Here is a 20,767-nt window from a genome sequence, read left to right as displayed (position 1 = left end):
GCTACATCTGTCACAGGAGGAGAAGACTTTTGGACCGGGCGATTCATCTCCCGCCTACGCTGGGCTACGCCCCGAGACGCTTAGAGGAGAGAGAATTCTCGCCTGATTTAGTTAAAATGACCTCTTATTACTCCCATCCAGTGATGAGAAATACAAAATGGGAAGAAGTTAGAGAAGCAATGTGCATTAATCCCACTCACTTCCAATGGCGGACAAAAGATATTGAAACAGGCTATATTTCGATGTGGGATGCTGAGTGGTATTATCATTTCAGACTTGAGGACTACAAATACATTGAATGGTTAGAAATTAAGGCAGATACCGAGGAACTCCGAAAAGACCTTTTAGATATCCTTGAAAAAGTTCATGTTCCTGAAAAGGTTCTTGAAGATGCTATTCGAGTTTATGGATATGCTGATACCGGATCTTATGTTGACTATATCTAGTAGAACTCACTATGATCAATTTACACTTTTCGCTCTTAATTTCAATTAGGGCGTAAGCAGACGGCCCAAATCCTTGTATTTGACTTTTCTCTTGCGCTCCGTGCCTCCCGTCGGAAAGGTAAGAAATATATTTCTTATCGGCGACACACGCATCCACTCGGAGAGTGTTCCATCACTCCCGAGAACGAGAACACCGTCCGGACGAACCAATCCAATCCTTCGAACGTATAGTCATCAAGTAGTCATTCGTTCATCACGTCTAAAATTCTTCCCATTCTCTACAGAACGACTTCTCTCAAAAAGTCCTTTCAGTCCACCTACGGAAGTTTATCGCCAAAATCATCGGCGGAAGTGCAAAAAAGGGGTCTAGCCACCAAAAATTGATGACCGAACCCCTCTTTTTTTAAATCTCCCCAATAGTATATGAGTCCTTTCGAATTTCCCTATCGATTTGAAGAAGGTACAGCGAGTCAACTTGAGCGCACATTCAACAGGAAAATGTTCGAGCTGAGCGACTTCTAACGCATCGAGAAAAGAATGGACGAAATAATTTAGTTGACGAAACTCTACTAACAAATTCGGTTAAGCCCATTTTGCACATTTAGGAGCGCCCACCACAACGGACCATGTGCACGGATTTATTTACTCCAACTCGATGAAAGACGCTTAAACACCACTCAACATCATCGCATCGCTCAGTATTCTCCAAAACCTTGTTCATATCATTGAAATGGGAGCTGCTGTTCAAAGCATCTGTTTATCTTTTATACACTCTTACCATTCGCATATCGAGTGAAATTATCGAGAATTGCCTGCCAGCCTTGTCGTTGCAATTCAATCGGATTCATCGATTCTGTATCAAATACCTCGATTACTTTCGTCTGATTTCCTTCTGAAGCAAATGAAATTCTAACTCTCCGTTCATCGTCAAGACGATACTGAATGAGCTCATTTACTTTAACTTCTTCATACACTCCTTCAAAATCAAAGCCCCTGCTTTGATTTTTTGCTTCCATCCGACTTCGAAATTTGCCACCAATCCGTAAGTCGTTTTCCGCTTCGGTCGTATGCCAATCGTCAGACGCATGATTCCATTGTTTAATATGATCTGGGTCTGTCCACAGTTTCCAGACAGTGTCGATTGGTGCATCGACGACCGTTGATATCGTCACTACGTTTGATTCCATGATTCGTTTCCCCTTTACTCTGCAATTTTCCGAGCAATCATGAATGTGTTACGTACCCTGTACCATGTAGATTACATGAGTAGGCATTACTTCCCTATCGGTCACATCATCTCCTGCTCTCCCTTAATATGGCTAATCAAAAAAACCCTGAATGGCACGCTAGCACGAGTGCTCATTCAAGGTTCTTATCATTTCATAATCGAAATTTAACTCTTGGCAATCCCAAGCATAAATCCAGCGACGACAATCAAGCCAATTCCCATAAAGACATAGACGCGTTCCTTTGTCGTCTTCTCTTCTTTCAAGAGATAGATCCCACCGAGTGTCGCCACGACGACGTTCAATTGAGATAAAGCGAATGAAGTCGCAATCCCGACTTCTCCGCTCGAGACGAAGAGACCGAAGTTCCCGATCCCCCAGGCAATCCCGGCTAAAATATTCTTGAACGTACGTGGATCGATTTTCTTCACGTCCTTCTCACGGATACTGAAGAGAAGTGCTGCGATGAACATCCCGACCGATTGTGGAAGAATCGCGGTGATGCCTTCTACTTCAAAATAGTTTGTCAAGACCGCATACGTGACGTAACCGATACTCGAGACGAATAGGACGAGTAATCCCTTTTTCAAAGCTCCTGCACTATCCTGATCTTTCTTCTGTTGGTATGAAGTCATGGTCGCCCCGATGATAATCAAGACGAGCGCTGAAAACCCTAACCATAACTCCGTCGTCGTCTGCCAGTCACCGAGTACGATGACCCCAAAGAGAGACGTCCCGACGAGCTGCATCCCCGTACTGATTGGCATCGCTTTGGAGACGCTTAAGATTTGAAACGATTGGAACTGCAAATATTGACCGAGCGCCCAGAACGCCCCTGAGATAAATCCGGTCACGATGGCGAGTGTAGTGAACTCCGGTCGGAAGACGAGGGCAATCACGGCCGCCATGATCATCGCCCCGATGGTCGTTCCGATTAACTGCTGAATCGGTTTTCCTCCCACTTTCGACACGATAAGTGGAATACTTCCCCACATGAGTGCCGGTAAGAGTGCCAAAAGAATCATTTCCATGAAGCACACCTGCTTTCTTAATATAACGTCTAACATGAAATTCCCACGTCTTCAATTTTATAAACCTAAATTGCAAAAGGGAATTGCCATGTCGAATACTACGATGATATAATGATTTCGAACGGGGCATTAGCTCAGCTGGGAGAGCGCTACGCTGGCAGCGTAGAGGTCAGGGGTTCGAGCCCCCTATGCTCCATTAATTTGTCACATCTCGAATGAGGTGTGGCTTTTTTATTGGCATGATGCGATTCAACCCCTTTCTGAACGGGTAATGTTAGATAGACTTTTTCATATAAGGGGGAATTTTTGATGGAACGCACATCTGTTGAAGAGACATTGACGAGCGTGATCGAATGCATGCGCGCTTGTAACCATTGTTTCTCAAAAAGTTTACAAGAAGAAGATTTACACATGTTCACTGAATGCATCCGATTGACACGTGAGTGTTCCGACATCTGTTCGCTCGCATTGAATGCCTTAGAAACAGATTCAGCCTTCTCTAAACCTATCGTCGCACTATGCGCCCAGGTCTGTGATACGTGTGCGGTTGAATGCGGACGCCATCAGCACGACCATTGTCAAGCCTGTGCCAAAGCATGTGAACGTTGTGCGGAAGCTTGCCGAACACTCGTTGCCGCTTAAGCACGACATTTGTCTAACTTTCTGTTAGACTTTTTTTATTGCAAAGGAAAGAAGGAAAACTATGAGCCATACCATTCTCGCACTTGACGTGGAGACCGCTAACCGCGATAGCCGTAGCATCTGCTCAGTCGGGTGGAGCATTCTGCAAGATGGAGAAGTCATCGAAACCGATCAACGACTCGTCAATCCAGAGGAAGACTTTGATATGGGGAACATACGGGTTCATGGCATTCGTCCGAGTGACGTATGGGATGCCCCTGCGTTACCGGAAGTACTTGCCTCTCTTTACCCGATTTTACGAGAAGTCGACCTCGTCATCGCACATAACGCCTCATTTGATATGGGCGCCTTAAGAAAGGCGATTGTGAAATATGATTTATTCGATTTCCCTACAATTGAGTACGGATGCACTGTCAAATTGTCACGTAAACTGTATCCAAGACTCCCGAACCACAAGTTGAACACGATGGCAGAATACCTGAACGTGCCTTTTATTCATCATGATGCCGCAGAAGACGCTCGCGTATGCGCTCTACTCATGCGTGATATGATGCAGAAAACCGGCATTACAAGCCCGAGAGAGCTACATCGCTATACGTCCGTCAAAACAGGAACACTCGCATATTAAACCGGTCATGAGCCCATGACCGGTTATTTTTTGAAAATCCATCGTTTTTGGACATAGTAACTGACAAAAAAGAGAAAGCTATCGACGATAATTTTTAGGATGACTTCTCCTTGCCTAAATAGGAGAAATAGAAGATAGACCAATAATGCCGAGATTGCCATCTGGAGAACGACGAGCGAAAAATATTTGGAAAGTGATCGTCGCGCTTTTGAATGAAAGACGACTTTCCGATTGACGAAATAATTGAATAGAGAGGAGATAATTCGAGCGACGACCGTCGCGATGACGACGTGAGCCGTATCGAAGTACGGTGATAATAAAAAGATAAAACCTGCATACATCCCGACGTCTACCACGAATGATGCAACGGACGATACCGAATACATCAAAAACATCCGGTAAATTAAGATTGAGTCGAGAATCGGTCTAAAATGCGATGAATCGTTTTCGTTTTCATATACTGTCTGGATAGTCGTCTGTTGAATCGGAACCTGTAATCGCTTTGTGAACGTCAGCATATTCATCTCGAACTCATATCGATTCCCCGGAATGTCAATCAGTTGTCGTGCGTATCGCATCGGGATAGCACGAAGTCCTGTTTGAGTATCTCTTAACTTCAATCCGCTCCCAATCAACATAACAAGCCGTGTCGCCTGATTCCCAAACCGACTTCGGAGTGGAATCGCATCTCCACTGAAGTCACGGCTTCCCATGATCAGATGATGCGGCTTACTCACTCCCTCCTCATACACATTGACGACATCCTCAGGTAAATGTTGTCCATCGGCGTCAACCGTGATGACACCTAACTTATCAGGATAGGTCTCTGCAATATACTGTAATCCAGTCTTCAGAGCTGCGCCTTTTCCTTGATTCTGTTCGTGCGTTAGCACTCGGTCAACAAATGATGCTACCTTTTCAAATATGCCTACCGTCGACTCATCACTACCGTCATTGACCACAACGATGGTCGAAAACCCGCTCGCCCTCAGCCTTTCCACGAGTGTGACGAGTGCATCGTCAGGGTTGTAGGCCGGAATCAAGATTGTATACGCTTGGCGTGTTTCCACTTCGTGCATTTGCATCGCCACCCCTCCTCTCCTTTCCTCTATACCCGAAGCGACGACCTCACATTCCCATAAAAAAAGCATCAGTCCTGTGACTGATGCATGAACTCATCCGATAAAGATCAAGTAGGAAGAAACAAAGTAAACGACAACGACGAGAAGCGAAGGAATGACGTAACGTACCTTCGACGTGACATTTTGTCGGAGAACGCTATACATGACGAGAATCGATAGAATCGTAATCCCGATCGCCGACACAAGGTGTGAAGTCGATACGTCTGCCAAAATCGAACCATTACGATAGAAGACGTCCGACATGGCGATAATGAGCATGTTAAAGATGTTACTTCCGAGAATCGAACCGAATGCCAAGTTGACGTTTCGAAGCTTGAGCGCCATAAACACTGCGACTGCCTCAGGTAATGAAGTTGATGCGGCAATCAAGAAGCTCCCGACAAAACTTGAACCGAGACCTGTGACGACTGCGATTTGGTCTCCGGTGATCGATAGTGCCGTTCCGGCTGCCATTATTAAAACGGCAGCGATCAAAAAACCAAAAACAGCACGTTTCAATGTGATGTCTTCATACTTACTGACGACGACTTCTTCTTTCACTTCATGCTCAGCGACCGGCTCTTTCGGTTGCTTACCAATATAGTAAATTCCAATCCCGTATAGGATGGCAATCAAGAGTGCGTCAACACCGATTCCGATAAACGTCATATCGACCCGGACAATTAAGGCAATTAGCGTCGTGACGGTCAGCAACAGACCAAGTCCGGCCGTGTATAGATGATCCCGACTCGCATAATTGAATAGTTGCTTTTGACGGAAATACAGGTCGAACATCGCTAAAATAAAAATGTTGAACAAGTTAGACCCGAGCATGTTTCCGATAGCGATGTCTGGATTGTCAATCATGACCGCCGATATACTTGTCGTCACTTCTGGTAGTGACGTCGCCCCCGCCAAAAGAACGGTACCAATAAGCATCCCGCCCATTTTTGACTTTTCCGTCATGACATCGGCGTATGTGGACAACTTGATTGCGGCATAGACCGTGATGGCCGCAGCTAATAAGAAATAAACAAATACCATTTTTTCTCCTCCTTGGGTAAACAAAAAAGACCTTTTTATGGACGACAAAAACGCCCATAAAAAGGTCTTGCGGACTTGTTAAAAGCTCGATGGACCGAGTGCATGCACACTGTAATGACGACCCACCGACCACGTGCGTGGTCGCTACTCCCCTTTTTATCTTCACCTTGACTATAGCATGAACCTACCTAGTTGACAATCGAGCGACGCATGAGCGCAACAAAATCCAATGCGCCCATTGCAGTCCGATAACCAAGTTCTTGCAACGCTGCTAACTGAGGAGCTAGCATCGGATAAGTCCAACCCGCTCGCTCTAGTTGCGTTCGAAACGCCTGAATCTCTTCATCATCCACAGCATCACGAGCAACAATTTCCTTTAACTCATATGCAGTCTGACAGAGAGGTGCCGCTTCTTGAACCCATTCATCTTCTGTGAAACAGGTTAGGATGGATTCAAAGAGTCTCACTACTTTCTGATTTTTTACATTCTTTTCACCATAAAACAAGGAATTAAGTTCCTGCTCATACAAGCCAATCAAATCCGTCGAACTACGAAACGGTTCGAATGAACGTAACAACTGATGATAGTACCAAGACTGATCTCGCATCGGACGTTTGAAACGTTGCCACACCGTCATCCCTTCCATCTCTAAATCATAGCGGATGGAACGAAGATTATGTAGCTTATCTGCCACGAGGAGTGCGACCTCATCGAATTGAAGCGATGAGATGTGCTCAAGAGTCATCTGTTTTCGTTGTTCCCACGTCTGATCACGGTTCTTCTCAGAGACGGCAAGTACAAGGCGTAATACGTCCTGACCAAATTTAGTCAAGATTTCTTGAGGATCCGTTTTCGTATCCTCAATTAATTCGTGTAAGAGTCCTGCTGCAACAACCGTTGGTGGTTGGTGATCCGTCTCGAGCAACAATGCAACAGAAAACGGGTGTGACAAATATGGAATCGATGACCCTTTCCGGTGTTGCCCTCCATGGCGAATCGATGAAAAGCGTAGCGCTTCTTCTACAAGCGGGTTCATGTCACTTACCCCCTTCTTCCGGATGAAAACTCTTCTAATACTTACCCGGAATTAGGCATAAATAACCTAATACCTTTCTTAATATAGGTATATAGTCGTATTACTCTTCGTAAATCATTTTCTTCGTCATCCCACCGTCGACGACGAGATTGTGACCATTGACAAAGTCGTTGTTCCGATCAATCAGATACCGTACCGCTCGGACGATGTCATCCGCTTCGCCGACACGGCCAGACGGATGCTGACGATGGTCGACTTCTCGTAACGCTTCATCTGAAGTATGAATCCAGCCCGGGCTAATCGCATTCACAGTTACCGGTCGATCACTCAATGAGATGGCAAGCGAATGCGTCAAACCGACAATCCCGCCTTTTGAAGCCCCATACGCATCCCAGTGAGGTTCGTTTTGCATAGCACGTGTCGATGCCATATTGATGATGCGACCATACGACTCATCTTTGTTCAATTCCAAAAAGTATTTCGCACAAGTAAACGTTCCTACTAAATTGACGTCGATGACTCGTTTGAATGTATCGATTTCAAGTTCGTCAATCGGTTTGACTAGAGAGGCAATCCCCCCGTTGTTAATCAACACATGAGCATGTCCAAAACGTGACTTTATGTCTTCGAATACACCCTGTAGCGCTTCAGTCTTGCCAAGGTCAACTTGGTAAAAGGATACCCCTTTTATATTCGGATCTTCACCAATGTCCAAGCCAACAACTTCATATTGATTTACGAATTCCTTTGCGAGCGCATAGCCAATCCCTTGAGTGACACCTGTAATAATCATAATATCTTTCATCTGTTCATCCCTCCTAGAAGAGTGTATACCCGAATGTGGCTTACTCAGTCCACAGTTTACGATTTGAGGTCGTGATGACACTTGCCCCAGCGGCAAGAGCTGCTTCCACTTCTTCCGTCGTCTCAATCAACCCTCCTGCAAAAACAGGTATACCGGTTCTCTCCTGTATTCGGCGGATATACTTCGGTACGATTCCTGGAAGGACCTCGATGTAGTCTGGTTTTGACCGTTCAATATGTCGGATGCTCTTCTCCAACGATGTCGAGTCAATTAAAAACAACCGTTGCACCGTCAACACATGATTTTGTTTCGCCCGTACGATCACGTTCCCTTTCGTCGAGATGATTCCAAACGGTCGATACGTTTGACAGACATACTCAGTTGCAAATTCATCCGCTTTCATTCCTTGGATTAAGTCCATATGAATAAAGACTTTTTTCTGATGCTTTTCTAATAATTTGAAAATAGGTTCTAATCGACTCATATGAATTTCAAGTAAGACTCCTACTTCAAGTTCACTCGATAAAAATCGTTCTAAATCGCGCATATCACGTATCGCCGGCAAGATGGATTGACCCTGTATCATCCGATATTCCCCCTGTCTACTTCTCATTATGCCGACAGCTATTTTCATAAATCAAGGTTTACTCATTCAATATAGCGGGAAAGTAATGTTAACTTGTGTAGAGGGGGATTTTAGCATGGTGAATGAAGTCACTGTAAAAGTTGAGACACCGACACCGGAGCAACATCAGTCGTTGCGGGTGAAGGCGGGGATGCCTCGACGCTCAGATGAAAGTACGGTCAAAGGGCTTAAGAACACGCAATTTGGCGTCTGTTTATATTTAGATGATGAGATTGTCGGGATGGGGCGTGTCGTCGGGGATGGCGGAATGGTCTTTCATCTTGTCGACATCGTCGTCGATCCAGAATGCCAAGGACTGGGTCTTGGTAAATTAATCATGGAAAATTTAATGGAATGGATTTTAAAAGAGGCAGATGAGACGGCCATCATCAGTCTGATTGCCGATATTCCGGCGGATGGATTATATCGTCAGTTCGGTTTCGATTATTCACGTCCTGAATCAGTCGGTATGGAGTATCAATGGAATCAACTAGAAAGTTAACACACTTCAACAAAGGAGATGACTTATGGATGGATTGAACATCATCGTGTTGCTTGGACTGGCGCTCACGCTTATCTCCGTCTTCAGTCTCCTGATTGAACGTCTATACTTTCCAAGTATTTTAGCGTTTATCGCCATCGGTGTTGGAGTCGGTTTTTTTTGGGACGGAAACGAAGTATTCAAAATTGCCGGTGAAATTGGAATCATCCTCTTATTTTTCCTTCTCGGGTTAAAGTTTCCGTTACGCGAATTATGGAAACGAATGCGAAAAGTTTGGAAAGCAGGCGTATTAGACATCGTCCTATCGTTCGGTGTCTCATTCGGTATCGCTTTACTGTTTGGATTGGACTTTCCTCGCGCCTTTTTGATTGGTGCCGTTCTATATGCGACGAGCTCTTCAATCTCAGCGAAACTACTCGAGCGCCACTCCGAAAAACATGAAGATATTAAAGAATTCGTCCTTGCTCTACTTATTTTTGAGGATATATTCGCACCACTGTTATTGACGATTGCGCCATTCATCATTCAAGAGGAACCGGTCGCCATGACAGATATCAGGAAAGTATTCGCCGGATTTCTGATTTTCGGGGTATTATTGTTTATCGGATCGAGCTTTGTGTCGAAACAACAGAAGTTCTCGAAACACCTTTTACGTCAGGATGATGCGAGTATTGGGCTCATCGGACTCATTCTCTTCTTCGCCGGAATCGGTATGGTATTTGGTCTATCTGAGATTTTAGGAGCATTCATTGCTGGAATCATGCTTGCGGATATCCATGACGTTCGTCCGCTCAAACGTTTGACGGTACCCGTTCGTGACTTGTTTCTCCCAATCTTCTTTATTTCATTCGGAATTTCAATCAACTTGGAGAAAGGTGTCATCGTTAACACCTTATTCTTTGTCTTGATTGTTTGGGGCGTCATGTCGAAGTGGATTGTCGGTCGCGTCGGAGGAAGGATTTACGGGTTATCTCGTGTCCAGGCAAATGAGGCTGGTTTTTCTCTCGCTCCGCGTGGCGAGTTCTCCATCTTGTTTACCGCCCTTTCAAACGGGGCCATCAATCTGTTTGTAGGTCTTTATATTTTCGTGTCAGCCATTGTGGGAATCATTTTATTCCGATTCTCGGAATACTTGGCCGAGAAGACGGAAAAGACACTCACAAAAGTATTACCAGAAAAGAAAAACGAAGAGTGAACAGGCGAACCGAATTTTCGGTCCGCCTGTTTTATCGTCTCATCTATTCATTCTTTTACTGCCTTTTTAGCATGTCGTTTTTTTCGCCAGATGAGGTATCCGATCACACTAACGAGCAACAGAGCGTAAATCGTATAAGAATAGGCATCTAGATAGGCAAGTATATCTTGCCAGTTCTCACCGACTTTCATTCCAATCAAGACCAAGATTGTGTTCCAAATCGCTGTTCCGGCAGTACTGAGAAGCAAAAACTTTAAGAATGGCATATTCGACATACCTGCCGGGATTGAGATGAGGCTTCGAACGACCGGCATCAATCGCCCAAAGAAGACCATCCACCCTCCGTATCGATCGAACCAGGCATCTGCTTTTTTGACATCGTTAATATCAAGCCGAATCCACTTCCCATATTTCTTCGTCCACTTCTCAATTTGTTCAACATCAAATAACAGACCTAGTCCGTATAATAAGACTGCCCCTAGTATGGCTCCAACTGTCGATGCCACGATGACGAGCGTGATGGACAAGTTCGTCTTTACGGCAAAAAAACCACCAAAGAGTAATACGACTTCAGAAGGGATTGGCGGAAAGACGTTCTCAATAAAAATCATGAACGCGATTCCTATGTATCCGTATTGTTCGATTATCGAAATCATCCAGTCACTCATATCGCTGCCTCCATTCCCACACATTATACCCATCCTTTCTAATCGATAACCGTTGAGACATGCTACACTTATGAAAAAAAGGAGTTGATTGTGGTGGAAGAAACAATTCGCTGTCCGTGGTGCGGGTCTGACCCGCTATATGTCCGTTATCATGACGAGGAATGGGGCAAACCTGTCCATGATGACCAAAAACATTTTGAATGCCTGACGCTTGAAAGTGCACAGGCTGGACTCAGCTGGATCACGATTTTAAGAAAGCGTGAAAACTATCGCTCCGCGTATGCAAATTTCGATGTAAACGAAGTAGCTCGTTTCTCTGAAGAAGATATCGAAAGATTGATGACAGACAGTGGCATCGTCCGGAACCGACGAAAAATCGAAGCCTCCATTAATAATGCGAAACAGTTCATAAAGATTCAAGAAGAGTTGGGTTCATTCGATTCATATATCTGGTCATTTGTAGACAACGAAACCATCATCAATGCATGGGATAGACTTGACGAGGTCCCTGCTACGACAGAATTGTCTGAGCGATTGAGTAAAGACTTAAAACAACGTGGATTCAAATTTTTAGGTCCGACCACGGTGTATGCCCACTTACAAGCAACAGGTCTCGTCAATGACCACCTTACCTCTTGTGCATTTCGATAAGTTAAGACCAGCTATCAAAAAAAAACTTTACTTCTCCCCTATTGTTGTGACAATATTTTGACAAAGTGATATTATATCACTGAAAGCGCTTTCATATTTTTATCTTTCGGGGGGATGTTGATGAACGGAATTTTAGTGTCCATTGTCGTATACATGGCACTGATGGTCTTACTTGGGATCATCGCGTATCGAAGAACAAGTAGTATTGGCGATTATATGTTAGGTGGACGAGCACTAGGTCCTGGTGTCGCGGCTTTATCTGCCGGCGCGTCTGACATGAGTGGATGGCTTTTGATGGGATTACCTGGCGCGATGTATGCAACGGGAATCTCAAGCGGTTGGATTGTCATCGGGTTGACAATTGGCGCCTATTTGAACTGGTTGTTGGTCGCTCCAAGATTACGCATTTATTCTTACATATCGAATGATGCAATCACGATTCCAGACTTTTTTGAGAAGCGGTTCAAAGACTCAAAAGGATTATTACGTTCCTTTTCTGCTGCCGTCACCCTCATCTTTTTCACGTTGTATGCGACGAGCGGGTTCGTTGCAGGTGGTCGACTATTCAATGCCGTCTTCGACATTGAATTCGTAACAGGTGTCATTATTCTCGCCTCAATCATCATTTTGTATACGTTCATCGGCGGTTTTTTAGCCGTTAGCTGGACAGACTTTGTTCAAGGACTGATCATGCTTTTCGCACTCATTTTTGTACCGGCAATCGCCATCATGGCGACAGATGGTGTGTCAAATGCATTAGATACGGTCCGGGATATCGATGAAGCGTTACTCGACCCATGGACAGGTCAATCGCTCATTGGAATCATTTCTTTATTTGCGTGGGGTCTCGGTTATTTTGGTCAACCACACATCATCGTTCGTTTTATGGCAATCGGGAAATTGGAAGACATAAAAACGGCACGTCGTATTGGCATCTCATGGATGGTCTTCACCGTCGTCGGGGCGATGGCGACCGGATTGTTTGGGCTTGCCTACTATACGCAACAAGGACTGACAATCGATAATCCTGAAAACATTTTTATTAACCTATCGGATCTATTGTTCCCTGACCTAGTGACCGGTGTATTATTAGCTGCTTTACTCGCTGCCATCATGTCGACGATTTCATCACAATTGCTCGTCTCATCGAGTGCCGCGACGACGGACTTCTATCAAAAATTCTTCCGTAAGGACGCAGGAGACCGCGAACTCGTCATGGTCGGGCGAATCACAGTCATTCTCGTATCGGTCATATCAATTGTCCTTGCACTCGATGCAGATGACACAATCTTGAACCTTGTCGGCTATGCTTGGGCAGGATTCGGTTCATCGTTTGGACCGCTCATTCTGTTTAGTCTTTTCTGGAAACGGACGACTCGTCAAGGTGCTCTTGCCGGGATGTTGACTGGTGCATTTGTCGTCATCCTTTGGAAGAACTATGCTACTTCACTATTTGGAACCTTCGGAACGCTCTATGAGATGATTCCAGCATTCTTCATGTCTGCACTCGCCATTTATGTCGTTAGTTTGCTGACGCCTCCACCGAGTGAGGTCATTCAACGTGAATTCGACCAAATGCGTGACATGGTGAAAGAACATATCAAATAATCTTCTTGGCAGGTCATCTTGACCTGCCATTTTTATATACAAGGATTTTTCTGAATTTTTGACGAATAATATATAAATTGAGATTAATCCCATTTTGAAAAGGAGATTTTTGATGAAACCCTTTAAAACCATCTCTCATCTCACATTCGCTTCAAGCTTGATTCTGTTATTCGGCTGTGGTCAGTCTTCTTCGACAAATCAAGAAACCTCAGTTGAAACCGAAGAGCCAATCGTCGAAACACCTGTAGAAGAGACCCCTTCCAAACCTGAGCCAACCGTCACGACGGCATCCATCTATGCCATTGGTGATGTATTGCTGCACGACTCGGTATACAATGCAGCCCGTGTCAATGACGGATATGATTTTGATCCTTCTTTCGAACAAGTCGCGCCGATTTTAGAACGAGCGGATCTCGCAATCGCTAACCAAGAGAGTATGATTGGCGGGAGCGAAATCGGGTTATCGAGCTATCCGGCTTTCAACAGCCCATTCGAGATTGGCGATGCTTTGCAACGTGCCGGCATTGATTTAGTCACGACGGCGAACAATCATACGCTCGATCGCGGGGTTCGTGCGATTGAGAATTCGATTGGTCACTGGAATGAAATCGGAATGCCTTACACCGGTTCTTTCTTATCTGCTGAAGATAAGGCAAACATCCGTACATTGACCGCGAACGAGATTTCCTTTTCCTTTTTAGCCTATACGTACGGAACGAACGGCGTAATTCCAAAACAGCCATACCACGTCAACTATATCGACCTCGAGCAAATGCGCCCTGAAATCGAGAAAGCAGAACAAACTACCGATTTGACCGTCGTATCCTTACATTTTGGAACAGAATACGAGACATTACCGAACGAAAGTCAGACTGAGCTTGCTCAAACTCTTTCAGACCTCGGTGTCGATATCATCATCGGTCACCACCCTCACGTCCTACAACCACCGAAGATGCTTGAGGGAGCTGATGGCAATCAAACATTCGTCGTGTATTCACTCGGCAACTTCCTATCTGGACAACAAGGCGATGATCGGAATACGGGTGGAATCATCGGAATTGACGTTGTCAAAACGACGGAAGACGATGTTTCAACGTTCGAATTGAAAAATCCGATGTTTTATCCAACATTTACACAGAAATCATCAGAAGGACATTATGAAGTCGTTCCGTTACAATCAGCAAAACCCGAGCTCTTCTCTCCTGTCAGCGAACATATGTCGCAATGGTTACCAGAGCTAACAATCGAACAATGATGACCACGAATATCTTTCGTGGTCATTTTTATTTTCAAAAAAAGGTTGCCACATCAGATATTATCCCTTACACTAATTCGTATATTTATAAACAAAGATTAATAATTATTCATAAGGGGTGCTTACATTTTGAAACAGAAACTCGTATTGGCTTACTCAGGTGGACTTGATACATCGGTTGCAATCAAATGGTTGGATGAACAAGGATATGATGTCATTGCGGTATGTTTAAACGTTGGGGAAGGAAAAGATTTAGAGAAGATTCAACAAAAAGCGATGAAAGTCGGGGCAAAAAAATCAATCGTCATCGACGCTGTCGATGAATTCGTGAGCGAATTCGCACGCTACTCGATGCAGGCGCATACATTGTATGAAGGTGTATATCCGCTCGTATCTGCTCTATCACGCCCACTTATCTCGAAGAAGTTGGTCGAAGTGGCACAAGCAGAAGGTGCAGTCGCTGTGGCCCACGGATGTACAGGAAAAGGAAACGACCAAGTTCGTTTCGAAGTGTCCATCCATGCACTCGATCCGTCACTTGAAATCGTTGCACCGGTACGGGAATGGAAATGGTCACGTGAAGAAGAGATTGCATACGCGGCAAAACACAATATCCCTATTCCAATCGTTCAAGAAGAACCTTTCTCTATCGATCAAAACATCTGGGGACGGGCGATTGAATGTGGCATTTTAGAAGACCCTTGGGCGGCACCGCCGGAAAGTGCTTATGAGTTAACAGCAGCACTTGAAGATACACCTCATGAACCGACATATCTTGAAATCGAATTTAAGAATGGGGTACCGGTAGCCATCAATGGGAAGAACCAATCGTTCACAGATCTTTTAAAAGAGTTAAATATCGTCGCCGGGGCGCATGGTGTCGGTAAAATCGACCACATTGAGAACCGTGTCGTCGGCATCAAATCACGTGAAGTATATGAGGCTCCTGGCGCGATGACGCTGATCACGGCCCATAAGGCCCTTGAGGCATTGACACTCGTACGTGAAGTGGCTCATTTCAAACCAATCGTCGAACAAAAATTGACTGAGACGATTTATAACGGACTGTGGTATTCACCTCTCACAAAAGCACTACTCGCATTCATCGATGAGACACAGCAAACTGTCACAGGTACCGTTCGGATAAAACTCTTCAAAGGCCAAGCAATCGTAGACGGTCGTAAGTCACCGATTTCACTATATGATGAGGAGCTTGCGACATATACTTCGGCGGACACGTTTGATCAACAAGCCGCTGTCGGATTTATCAAGCTTTGGGGATTGCCGACAAAAGTTCAGTCAGAGGTATTGATGGAAAAAGGAGCGTTCATTCATGAGTAAATTATGGGGAGGACGTTTTGAAAAGACGGCGAGTGATTGGGTCGATGCGTTCGGCGCCTCGATTGAGTTCGACGCTCAACTCGTCCTTGAAGATTTAGAAGGTAGCATGGCACATGTGACGATGCTCGGAGACCAAAACATCCTTTCAAAAGAGGAAGTCACTCAAATTCTTGAGGGATTACAACAACTCAAGCAGAAGGCCATCGCTAGCGAGTTGGCGTTCGAAGTATATCATGAAGACATCCATATGAATTTAGAGGCTTTGCTTCATGAAGAGATTGGCCCGGTTGCCGGAAAAATGCATACGGCACGTAGTCGTAACGATCAAGTCGCGACAGACATGCATCTTTACTTGAAAGCACGTGTGAAAGAAGTGATTCAATTGATTGAATCACTTCAACGTGAGTTGCATGCACACGCTTCAGTAAACGTAGAGACGATCATGCCTGGCTATACGCATCTCCAACGTGCACAGCCAATCTCTTTGGCACATCATTTGCTCGCCTATTTTTGGATGCTCGAACGCGACAAAGAACGCTTCACAGACAGTTTGAAGCGAATTGACTGGTCTCCTCTTGGAGCAGGTGCGCTCGCAGGGACGACGTTCCCGATTGACCGAGTCCGTTCAGCTGAACTTCTCGGCTTTGACCGAGTCTATCCGAACAGCTTAGACGCAGTGAGCGATCGTGATTTCATTCTCGAATTCTTATCGAACGCGTCGATGCTTATGATGCACCTCTCGCGCTTTTGTGAGGAGTTGATTCTTTGGGCTAGTGAAGAATACCGCTTCATTACTGTGTCCGATACATTCTCTACCGGATCGAGTATGATGCCACAGAAGAAAAACCCAGACATGGCTGAACTCGTACGTGGGAAATCGGGACGCGTCATCGGAAACTTGATGGGATTGTTGACACTTATGAAAGGACTTCCGCTCGCTTATAATAAAGATTTGCAAGAGGATAAAGAAGGCATGTTTGACACGGTCAAGACTGTTCAAGGCTCACTCAGCATCATGGCCGGGATGATGAACGAATTGACGTTCCATCCAGACACGATGAAGCAAGCAACAGAGCGCGATTTTTCAAACGCCACTGAACTTGCTGATTATTTGACGGCAAAAGGTATGCCGTTCCGTGAAGCGCATGAAGTAACTGGGAAACTCGTCAAATACTGCGTCGATGAACGCTTATATTTACGTGAACTCCCCATGTCTGTGTTCCAAACACATTCTGACTTGATTGAAGAGGATGTGTATCACGCTTTGACCCCTGAACAAGCGGTCGCGCGACGTAATAGTTATGGCGGTACAGGCTTCGATGCCGTTCGCGAACAGTTGAAAGAAGCTTCGGTATGTATGAATGTCATACCTTCTTCTTAATGACCCTTGTCTCAGTATGATTGCTGAGACGAGGTTTTTTTGTTGACCTAGACTCAAGAAATGACTTGCCAACTCTATAAACTCATGTTAACTTTTATATTGTTAACGTTAACTGAAAAGGGGTTTACATATGAAGATTCAAGATATGACTCAAATCGCCTTCGGGGCAGCACTTATCGCAAGTGTCGGTTTCATCGAAATACCGATCGGACCCGTTCCGATCACCCTTCAAACACTTGCCATCATGACAATCGCCGGCGTATTCGGTGCACGAAAAGGATTTTTGGCAGTCATCGTCTACCTCCTACTCGGCTTGATCGGACTTCCCGTACTGAGTGGTCAAGGAGGTCTTGCTCCCTTCGTTGGACCAACCGTCGGATATTTAATTGGATTTCCAATCGCCGCTTTCTTCATTGGCTGGTTCAGCGAGCGCCATCGCTCCATCCCAGCATTGATTGGCTACAACTTGTTATTCGGTTTGGGGCTTGTATACCTACTTGGAAGCATCGGGCTCGAGATCGTTCTCGGTATGTCGTTCATTGATGCGCTCAAGGTGAATATCCCGTTTATTCTTGGAGATTCACTCAAAGCCGTACTTGCTGCAATCTTAGCTGTGAAAATTTCTCAGAACGTTCAAATTCGTCGTTCCCTCGCTTCTTAAACGTTCGAACGTTTCGCCCGTTTCCATATGTGGAATAAATGAAGTATGGAAGGGGGTGTCCCTATGAGCGACTCGACGTTTAAAAAACGCTTACAAAAAGCGACCCACTTTTATCAACGCTCTGACAAAGGGCAACGTCAAGGAGTTGACAAGTCGTCTCATGAGAAACGTGACACAGAAGCATTTGAGCGCAGACTCCGCGAAGCAAAAGCGAAAGTTGGAGAGATTCAAGAAAACATTGACCATATCGCCAGACGTTAAAACCCCGTCCAAAGACGGGGTTTTATTTTTTGCGTGGTCGAATGATGAGCGTGATGATAAAGAGAAGTGCTAGTGTGACGAGAAGTATAAGTGAAGCTGTATTCCATCCGACTAGATTGAGCGCCACACTAAATGCGACCGTAACATAGAAGCCACCTAATGCTTTTTTGACATGTTGTGAACTGAAACGCTGTAACTGTTTGGCTCCGAACGGAGATCCAATCATCGCACCTGCGATTAATGCGAGTCCATGCCAGTAATTCGTTTCAGCACCTGCCACGGCATAGCTAATTACGCCTGAAATTACGATGAGGAGAGCTGCTGAAATACTCGTTCCGACTGCACGCTTCATTTCAGTGTTCAGTAGCTTGACTTGAAGCGGCGTCAATACAAAGCCACCACTTACCCCCATCAAAGAAGAGATAAATCCTGCAAAGACACCGATGATCCCAAGTCGTGGTACAGAAGCTGTCCCGACACTCCCTTCGACATGCTGTTTCGACCGGAAGAATGAAATCGCAAAGTACGTAAGTAACGCAATGTAGACGAGTGAGATGATCAGTGTCGCGCCGTCCACCCCTTCTAAGAAAAAGACGAGCGGAGTGGCAATCCAAGTCCCGACAATCCCGAACACACCAATCCATAACGCGTGTGACACGTTCACGTTTCGTAAACGAATGTGCGAGATTGTCCCTGCCGTCGTCGAACCGAGCGTCAACATGAGACTAAGTGCGATCGCCGCACTTGCTTCATAACCGAAAACAAGGAGGAGTGGCGTGAGCAAGATGCCACCACCGATTCCGAAGAAGCCGCTCAATATCCCGATCAATGTACCGAGCAAGAGAAACTGTAATAGTTGTAATAAGTCCATTTTGCACCCTTCTTTCATTGTTCTCGTTTGCAATCATATCAAAAAGGGGCGCCAATTGCGCCCCTTTGCTCACAATGATCGTTCTAGAAAATCGAAAATCTTTTGACGGTATTCGGTCTGGAATGATTGATACGATCCGACATGACCATCGTTTTCCGTCACCCATAGTTCGACACCATCCTGCGCGCTCGCAAGCTTTTCACTTTCTGAGACAGGAATCGCATCGTCTCCTTTACTATGAATCAATAAAATCGGTGCTTCGATTGATTTGATATCTTGAATCGGTGAAACAATATCCGCATCCAGTCCAGTGAACCATGGGGTCACTGTCATGATGACGGGTGTGAATGGAACGTTCGGGAGATCACTCCATACGGGGAGATTTGTCTCAAGGTAGTTCCGTAAATCACTGAACGGACTGTCTGCAATGACTGCGGCTACCTCAACATCATCTGCCGTAGAGAGGGCCGTCGCCGCTCCCATAGAAATTCCGTAAAGTACGATCGGACCCTCTGATCGACCTTTTGCGTATTGGATGGCAGCTTGTAAGTCTGATTGTTCTTTCGCACCGACCGTTACCCGATCTCCTTCTGAAATCCCAGAACCACGAAAATCGAACGTTAAAAATTGATATCCTTGCTCATGAAACTCGGGAATCAACTCTTTTAACGGGAGATCCTCCTGTTCTCGGTTCTTTCCATACCCATGAGCAAATACGATTGTCGCACGTGGCGTAGGATGGGGAATCCACCACCCATACAAATCATGCCCTTCTTCTGATTGAATGGTCACGTTCTCATACTTCAATCCAAGTGACTTCGGCGTGTACGTCAACGTCTCTCGCTCAGGTGATGTTAATTGGTCACCGATATGTGCCGAGATTCCACCAATTGCCAATCCGGCCACCAGTAAGATGACTAGAACCGCAATACTTAATAGTTTCATCCAACGATTCATCTATTTCTTCCCCTCGATTCTACATTCATTATCTTAACCAGCTTCGAAGTGCGATGAGCGCATGTTGCACTGGCTCCCATGTATTAGCTGGAATCAAATAGCACGTCGCCTCATTGATGGTAAACGTATGGACATCTTTCTGTTTGACGATATTTTCGCCGATTGCACCAAATGGATCACTATTTACATCTGTATGTTCGAACGTTCGCCACACACGTTCGCCTTGTTCGATTACAGCACAACCGAACATTTTTGTAGGACCATCAATCCCATACTCCGCATAGTGCCAGAGTGTCGTTGCATCAAGTGGCGACCCGAGATGTAGAACACGTGCATGTCGTTCAATCATTCGCTCGATTGGTGAACCTGGACCGAAGCCAACGTCAATCGAATGACCAGACACAATTGTTTGTGCTTCTTCACCCCATGCGGCGACAGACCACATCGGATGTTCGCTTCGATAAACGTTCGGATAGTTCCGGAACAGTTCGGGGACACGCCCCATCCCACGGGTTGATGTCTTTTCTTTTTCATAAGGCGGCATTTCGGCACGAATCGTCTGCCACCACTCAACCGGAACAGGCGGCGCTTCCCATTCAGCCGGATCTGAATTGTCTCCGGTTTGGGTCGCCATCATGAGAAGTCCTGATGGCCCTACCACTTCTTGCAGTGCCTCGATTACAGTCTGCGCACCACCACATACCCATCCGAGTTTTGAAAGCGAGGTATGAACAAATAAAGACTCTCCTCGTTGAATTCCTGCTTCTTTCAAATGATTGATGAGACTTGACTTCGTCACCATCTGTTTCAT

23 protein-coding genes and 1 tRNA gene are annotated in these 20,767 nt (G+C 45.4%); 13 read left to right on the top strand and 11 right to left on the bottom strand.

Annotated features, from left to right (window positions below; translation table 11 throughout):
• Positions 1–446 (top strand): DUF6678 family protein (locus KNO99_RS14750; protein ID WP_371743100.1); only part of this gene is annotated, 446 nt, incomplete at its 5' end.
• A gap of 764 nt (positions 447–1,210) precedes the next feature.
• Here the strand turns inward: KNO99_RS14750 and KNO99_RS14745 are convergent.
• The gene (locus KNO99_RS14745; RefSeq protein ID WP_214749948.1) at positions 1,211–1,633 is read right to left on the bottom strand and encodes an SRPBCC family protein; all 423 of its coding nucleotides are present in this window, start codon (positions 1,631–1,633) and stop codon (positions 1,211–1,213) included.
• Between the two features lie 206 nt (positions 1,634–1,839).
• Positions 1,840–2,703: a GRP family sugar transporter gene (locus tag KNO99_RS14740; protein ID WP_214749946.1), complete on the bottom strand. Its 864-nt coding sequence runs from the start codon at positions 2,701–2,703 to the stop codon at positions 1,840–1,842.
• Between the two features lie 123 nt (positions 2,704–2,826).
• On the opposite strand from KNO99_RS14740, the gene KNO99_RS14735 reads away from it, so the two are divergent.
• The 3 genes from KNO99_RS14735 (at position 2,827) to KNO99_RS14725 (ending at position 3,973) form a co-directional block, all read left to right on the top strand.
• Positions 2,827–2,899, top strand: a tRNA-Ala gene (locus KNO99_RS14735).
• Between the two features lie 113 nt (positions 2,900–3,012).
• Positions 3,013–3,345 (top strand): four-helix bundle copper-binding protein, encoded by a 333-nt coding sequence (locus KNO99_RS14730; protein ID WP_214749944.1) that lies wholly within the window; start codon positions 3,013–3,015, stop codon positions 3,343–3,345.
• A 61-nt stretch (positions 3,346–3,406) separates the two neighbouring features.
• The gene (locus tag KNO99_RS14725) at positions 3,407–3,973 is read left to right on the top strand and encodes a 3'-5' exonuclease (protein ID WP_214749943.1); all 567 of its coding nucleotides are present in this window, start codon (positions 3,407–3,409) and stop codon (positions 3,971–3,973) included.
• Positions 3,974–3,996: 23 nt separating this feature from the next.
• Here KNO99_RS14725 and KNO99_RS14720 read toward each other — a convergent pair whose 3' ends face one another.
• From KNO99_RS14720 to KNO99_RS14700, 5 genes are all read right to left on the bottom strand, one after another.
• On the bottom strand, positions 3,997–5,058 hold the full coding sequence (locus tag KNO99_RS14720) for a bifunctional glycosyltransferase family 2/GtrA family protein (protein ID WP_214749941.1): 1,062 nt from the start codon (positions 5,056–5,058) through the stop codon (positions 3,997–3,999).
• A gap of 90 nt (positions 5,059–5,148) precedes the next feature.
• Positions 5,149–6,138, bottom strand: coding sequence for a sodium:calcium antiporter (locus tag KNO99_RS14715; RefSeq protein WP_214749939.1), 990 nt, complete (start codon positions 6,136–6,138; stop codon positions 5,149–5,151).
• Between the two features lie 188 nt (positions 6,139–6,326).
• Positions 6,327–7,175 carry an HD domain-containing protein gene (locus KNO99_RS14710; RefSeq protein ID WP_214749937.1) on the bottom strand — a complete coding sequence of 283 codons (849 nt, stop codon included), beginning with the start codon at positions 7,173–7,175 and terminating at the stop codon, positions 6,327–6,329.
• Between the two features lie 100 nt (positions 7,176–7,275).
• The gene (locus KNO99_RS14705) at positions 7,276–7,980 is read right to left on the bottom strand and encodes an SDR family NAD(P)-dependent oxidoreductase (RefSeq protein WP_214749935.1); all 705 of its coding nucleotides are present in this window, start codon (positions 7,978–7,980) and stop codon (positions 7,276–7,278) included.
• 40 nt (positions 7,981–8,020) lie between these two features.
• Positions 8,021–8,566 carry a glycerol-3-phosphate responsive antiterminator gene (locus KNO99_RS14700; RefSeq protein WP_214749933.1) on the bottom strand — a complete coding sequence of 182 codons (546 nt, stop codon included), beginning with the start codon at positions 8,564–8,566 and terminating at the stop codon, positions 8,021–8,023.
• Between the two features lie 115 nt (positions 8,567–8,681).
• On the opposite strand from KNO99_RS14700, the gene KNO99_RS14695 reads away from it, so the two are divergent.
• Both KNO99_RS14695 and KNO99_RS14690 read left to right on the top strand, forming a co-directional pair.
• Entirely contained in the window at positions 8,682–9,107 is a 426-nt protein-coding gene (locus KNO99_RS14695) for a GNAT family N-acetyltransferase (RefSeq protein WP_214749931.1), read from the top strand.
• A 25-nt stretch (positions 9,108–9,132) separates the two neighbouring features.
• Positions 9,133–10,302: a cation:proton antiporter gene (locus KNO99_RS14690; RefSeq protein WP_214749929.1), complete on the top strand. Its 1,170-nt coding sequence runs from the start codon at positions 9,133–9,135 to the stop codon at positions 10,300–10,302.
• Between the two features lie 47 nt (positions 10,303–10,349).
• On the opposite strand, the gene KNO99_RS14685 is transcribed toward KNO99_RS14690, so the two are convergent.
• Positions 10,350–10,970, bottom strand: a complete 621-nt coding sequence (locus tag KNO99_RS14685) for a DedA family protein (protein WP_214749927.1) — start codon at positions 10,968–10,970, stop codon at positions 10,350–10,352.
• Between the two features lie 93 nt (positions 10,971–11,063).
• Between KNO99_RS14685 and KNO99_RS14680 the strand changes: the two genes are divergently transcribed.
• From KNO99_RS14680 to KNO99_RS14650, 7 genes are all read left to right on the top strand, one after another.
• Positions 11,064–11,621, top strand: a complete 558-nt coding sequence (locus KNO99_RS14680) for a DNA-3-methyladenine glycosylase I (RefSeq protein ID WP_214749925.1) — start codon at positions 11,064–11,066, stop codon at positions 11,619–11,621.
• A 120-nt stretch (positions 11,622–11,741) separates the two neighbouring features.
• Complete coding sequence (putP, locus tag KNO99_RS14675; RefSeq protein WP_305794035.1) at positions 11,742–13,229, top strand: sodium/proline symporter PutP; 1,488 nt, start codon at positions 11,742–11,744, stop codon at positions 13,227–13,229.
• A gap of 112 nt (positions 13,230–13,341) precedes the next feature.
• Entirely contained in the window at positions 13,342–14,484 is a 1,143-nt protein-coding gene (locus tag KNO99_RS14670; protein WP_214749923.1) for a CapA family protein, read from the top strand.
• Between the two features lie 126 nt (positions 14,485–14,610).
• Positions 14,611–15,825 carry an argininosuccinate synthase gene (locus tag KNO99_RS14665; RefSeq protein WP_214749950.1) on the top strand — a complete coding sequence of 405 codons (1,215 nt, stop codon included), beginning with the start codon at positions 14,611–14,613 and terminating at the stop codon, positions 15,823–15,825.
• Complete coding sequence (gene argH / locus KNO99_RS14660) at positions 15,818–17,206, top strand: argininosuccinate lyase (RefSeq protein ID WP_214749921.1); 1,389 nt, start codon at positions 15,818–15,820, stop codon at positions 17,204–17,206. Before KNO99_RS14665 ends, argH begins: the two co-directional genes overlap by 8 nt.
• A 130-nt stretch (positions 17,207–17,336) precedes the next feature.
• The gene (locus KNO99_RS14655; RefSeq protein ID WP_214692643.1) at positions 17,337–17,867 is read left to right on the top strand and encodes a biotin transporter BioY; all 531 of its coding nucleotides are present in this window, start codon (positions 17,337–17,339) and stop codon (positions 17,865–17,867) included.
• A 63-nt stretch (positions 17,868–17,930) separates the two neighbouring features.
• Entirely contained in the window at positions 17,931–18,128 is a 198-nt protein-coding gene (locus KNO99_RS14650) for a hypothetical protein (RefSeq protein ID WP_214692645.1), read from the top strand.
• A gap of 22 nt (positions 18,129–18,150) precedes the next feature.
• Here KNO99_RS14650 and KNO99_RS14645 read toward each other — a convergent pair whose 3' ends face one another.
• The 3 genes from KNO99_RS14645 to KNO99_RS14635 all read right to left on the bottom strand — a co-directional run bounded on the left by KNO99_RS14645 (position 18,151) and on the right by KNO99_RS14635 (position 20,767).
• The gene (locus KNO99_RS14645; RefSeq protein WP_214692647.1) at positions 18,151–18,999 is read right to left on the bottom strand and encodes a sulfite exporter TauE/SafE family protein; all 849 of its coding nucleotides are present in this window, start codon (positions 18,997–18,999) and stop codon (positions 18,151–18,153) included.
• Between the two features lie 69 nt (positions 19,000–19,068).
• The gene (locus tag KNO99_RS14640; protein WP_214749919.1) at positions 19,069–19,956 is read right to left on the bottom strand and encodes an alpha/beta hydrolase; all 888 of its coding nucleotides are present in this window, start codon (positions 19,954–19,956) and stop codon (positions 19,069–19,071) included.
• 28 nt (positions 19,957–19,984) lie between these two features.
• On the bottom strand, positions 19,985–20,767 hold the full coding sequence (locus KNO99_RS14635; protein ID WP_214749917.1) for an AAC(3) family N-acetyltransferase: 783 nt from the start codon (positions 20,765–20,767) through the stop codon (positions 19,985–19,987).

This window comes from Exiguobacterium sp. s189, from assembly GCF_018617615.1.
Lineage (GTDB): Bacteria > Bacillota > Bacilli > Exiguobacteriales > Exiguobacteriaceae > Exiguobacterium > Exiguobacterium aestuarii_A.
This window is presented reverse-complemented; position numbering and strand designations above follow the sequence as displayed.

Bases quoted from the DNA above. Each gene is read 5' to 3' on its own strand.
- KNO99_RS14745 (WP_214749948.1), bottom strand. From the start codon at position 1,633: ATGGAATCAAACGTAGTGACGATATCAACGGTCGTCGATGCACCAATC.
- KNO99_RS14740 (WP_214749946.1), bottom strand. From the start codon at position 2,703: ATGGAAATGATTCTTTTGGCACTCTTACCGGCACTCATGTGGGGAAGT.
- KNO99_RS14730 (WP_214749944.1), top strand. From the start codon at position 3,013: ATGGAACGCACATCTGTTGAAGAGACATTGACGAGCGTGATCGAATGC.
- KNO99_RS14725 (WP_214749943.1), top strand. From the start codon at position 3,407: ATGAGCCATACCATTCTCGCACTTGACGTGGAGACCGCTAACCGCGAT.
- KNO99_RS14720 (WP_214749941.1), bottom strand. From the start codon at position 5,058: ATGCAAATGCACGAAGTGGAAACACGCCAAGCGTATACAATCTTGATT.
- KNO99_RS14715 (WP_214749939.1), bottom strand. From the start codon at position 6,138: ATGGTATTTGTTTATTTCTTATTAGCTGCGGCCATCACGGTCTATGCC.
- KNO99_RS14710 (WP_214749937.1), bottom strand. From the start codon at position 7,175: ATGAACCCGCTTGTAGAAGAAGCGCTACGCTTTTCATCGATTCGCCAT.
- KNO99_RS14705 (WP_214749935.1), bottom strand. From the start codon at position 7,980: ATGAAAGATATTATGATTATTACAGGTGTCACTCAAGGGATTGGCTAT.
- KNO99_RS14700 (WP_214749933.1), bottom strand. From the start codon at position 8,566: ATGATACAGGGTCAATCCATCTTGCCGGCGATACGTGATATGCGCGAT.
- KNO99_RS14695 (WP_214749931.1), top strand. From the start codon at position 8,682: ATGGTGAATGAAGTCACTGTAAAAGTTGAGACACCGACACCGGAGCAA.
- KNO99_RS14690 (WP_214749929.1), top strand. From the start codon at position 9,133: ATGGATGGATTGAACATCATCGTGTTGCTTGGACTGGCGCTCACGCTT.
- KNO99_RS14685 (WP_214749927.1), bottom strand. From the start codon at position 10,970: ATGAGTGACTGGATGATTTCGATAATCGAACAATACGGATACATAGGA.
- putP (WP_305794035.1), top strand. From the start codon at position 11,742: ATGAACGGAATTTTAGTGTCCATTGTCGTATACATGGCACTGATGGTC.
- KNO99_RS14670 (WP_214749923.1), top strand. From the start codon at position 13,342: ATGAAACCCTTTAAAACCATCTCTCATCTCACATTCGCTTCAAGCTTG.
- argH (WP_214749921.1), top strand. From the start codon at position 15,818: ATGAGTAAATTATGGGGAGGACGTTTTGAAAAGACGGCGAGTGATTGG.
- KNO99_RS14655 (WP_214692643.1), top strand. From the start codon at position 17,337: ATGAAGATTCAAGATATGACTCAAATCGCCTTCGGGGCAGCACTTATC.
- KNO99_RS14650 (WP_214692645.1), top strand. From the start codon at position 17,931: ATGAGCGACTCGACGTTTAAAAAACGCTTACAAAAAGCGACCCACTTT.
- KNO99_RS14645 (WP_214692647.1), bottom strand. From the start codon at position 18,999: ATGGACTTATTACAACTATTACAGTTTCTCTTGCTCGGTACATTGATC.
- KNO99_RS14640 (WP_214749919.1), bottom strand. From the start codon at position 19,956: ATGAATCGTTGGATGAAACTATTAAGTATTGCGGTTCTAGTCATCTTA.
- KNO99_RS14635 (WP_214749917.1), bottom strand. From the start codon at position 20,767: ATGAAACAGATGGTGACGAAGTCAAGTCTCATCAATCATTTGAAAGAA.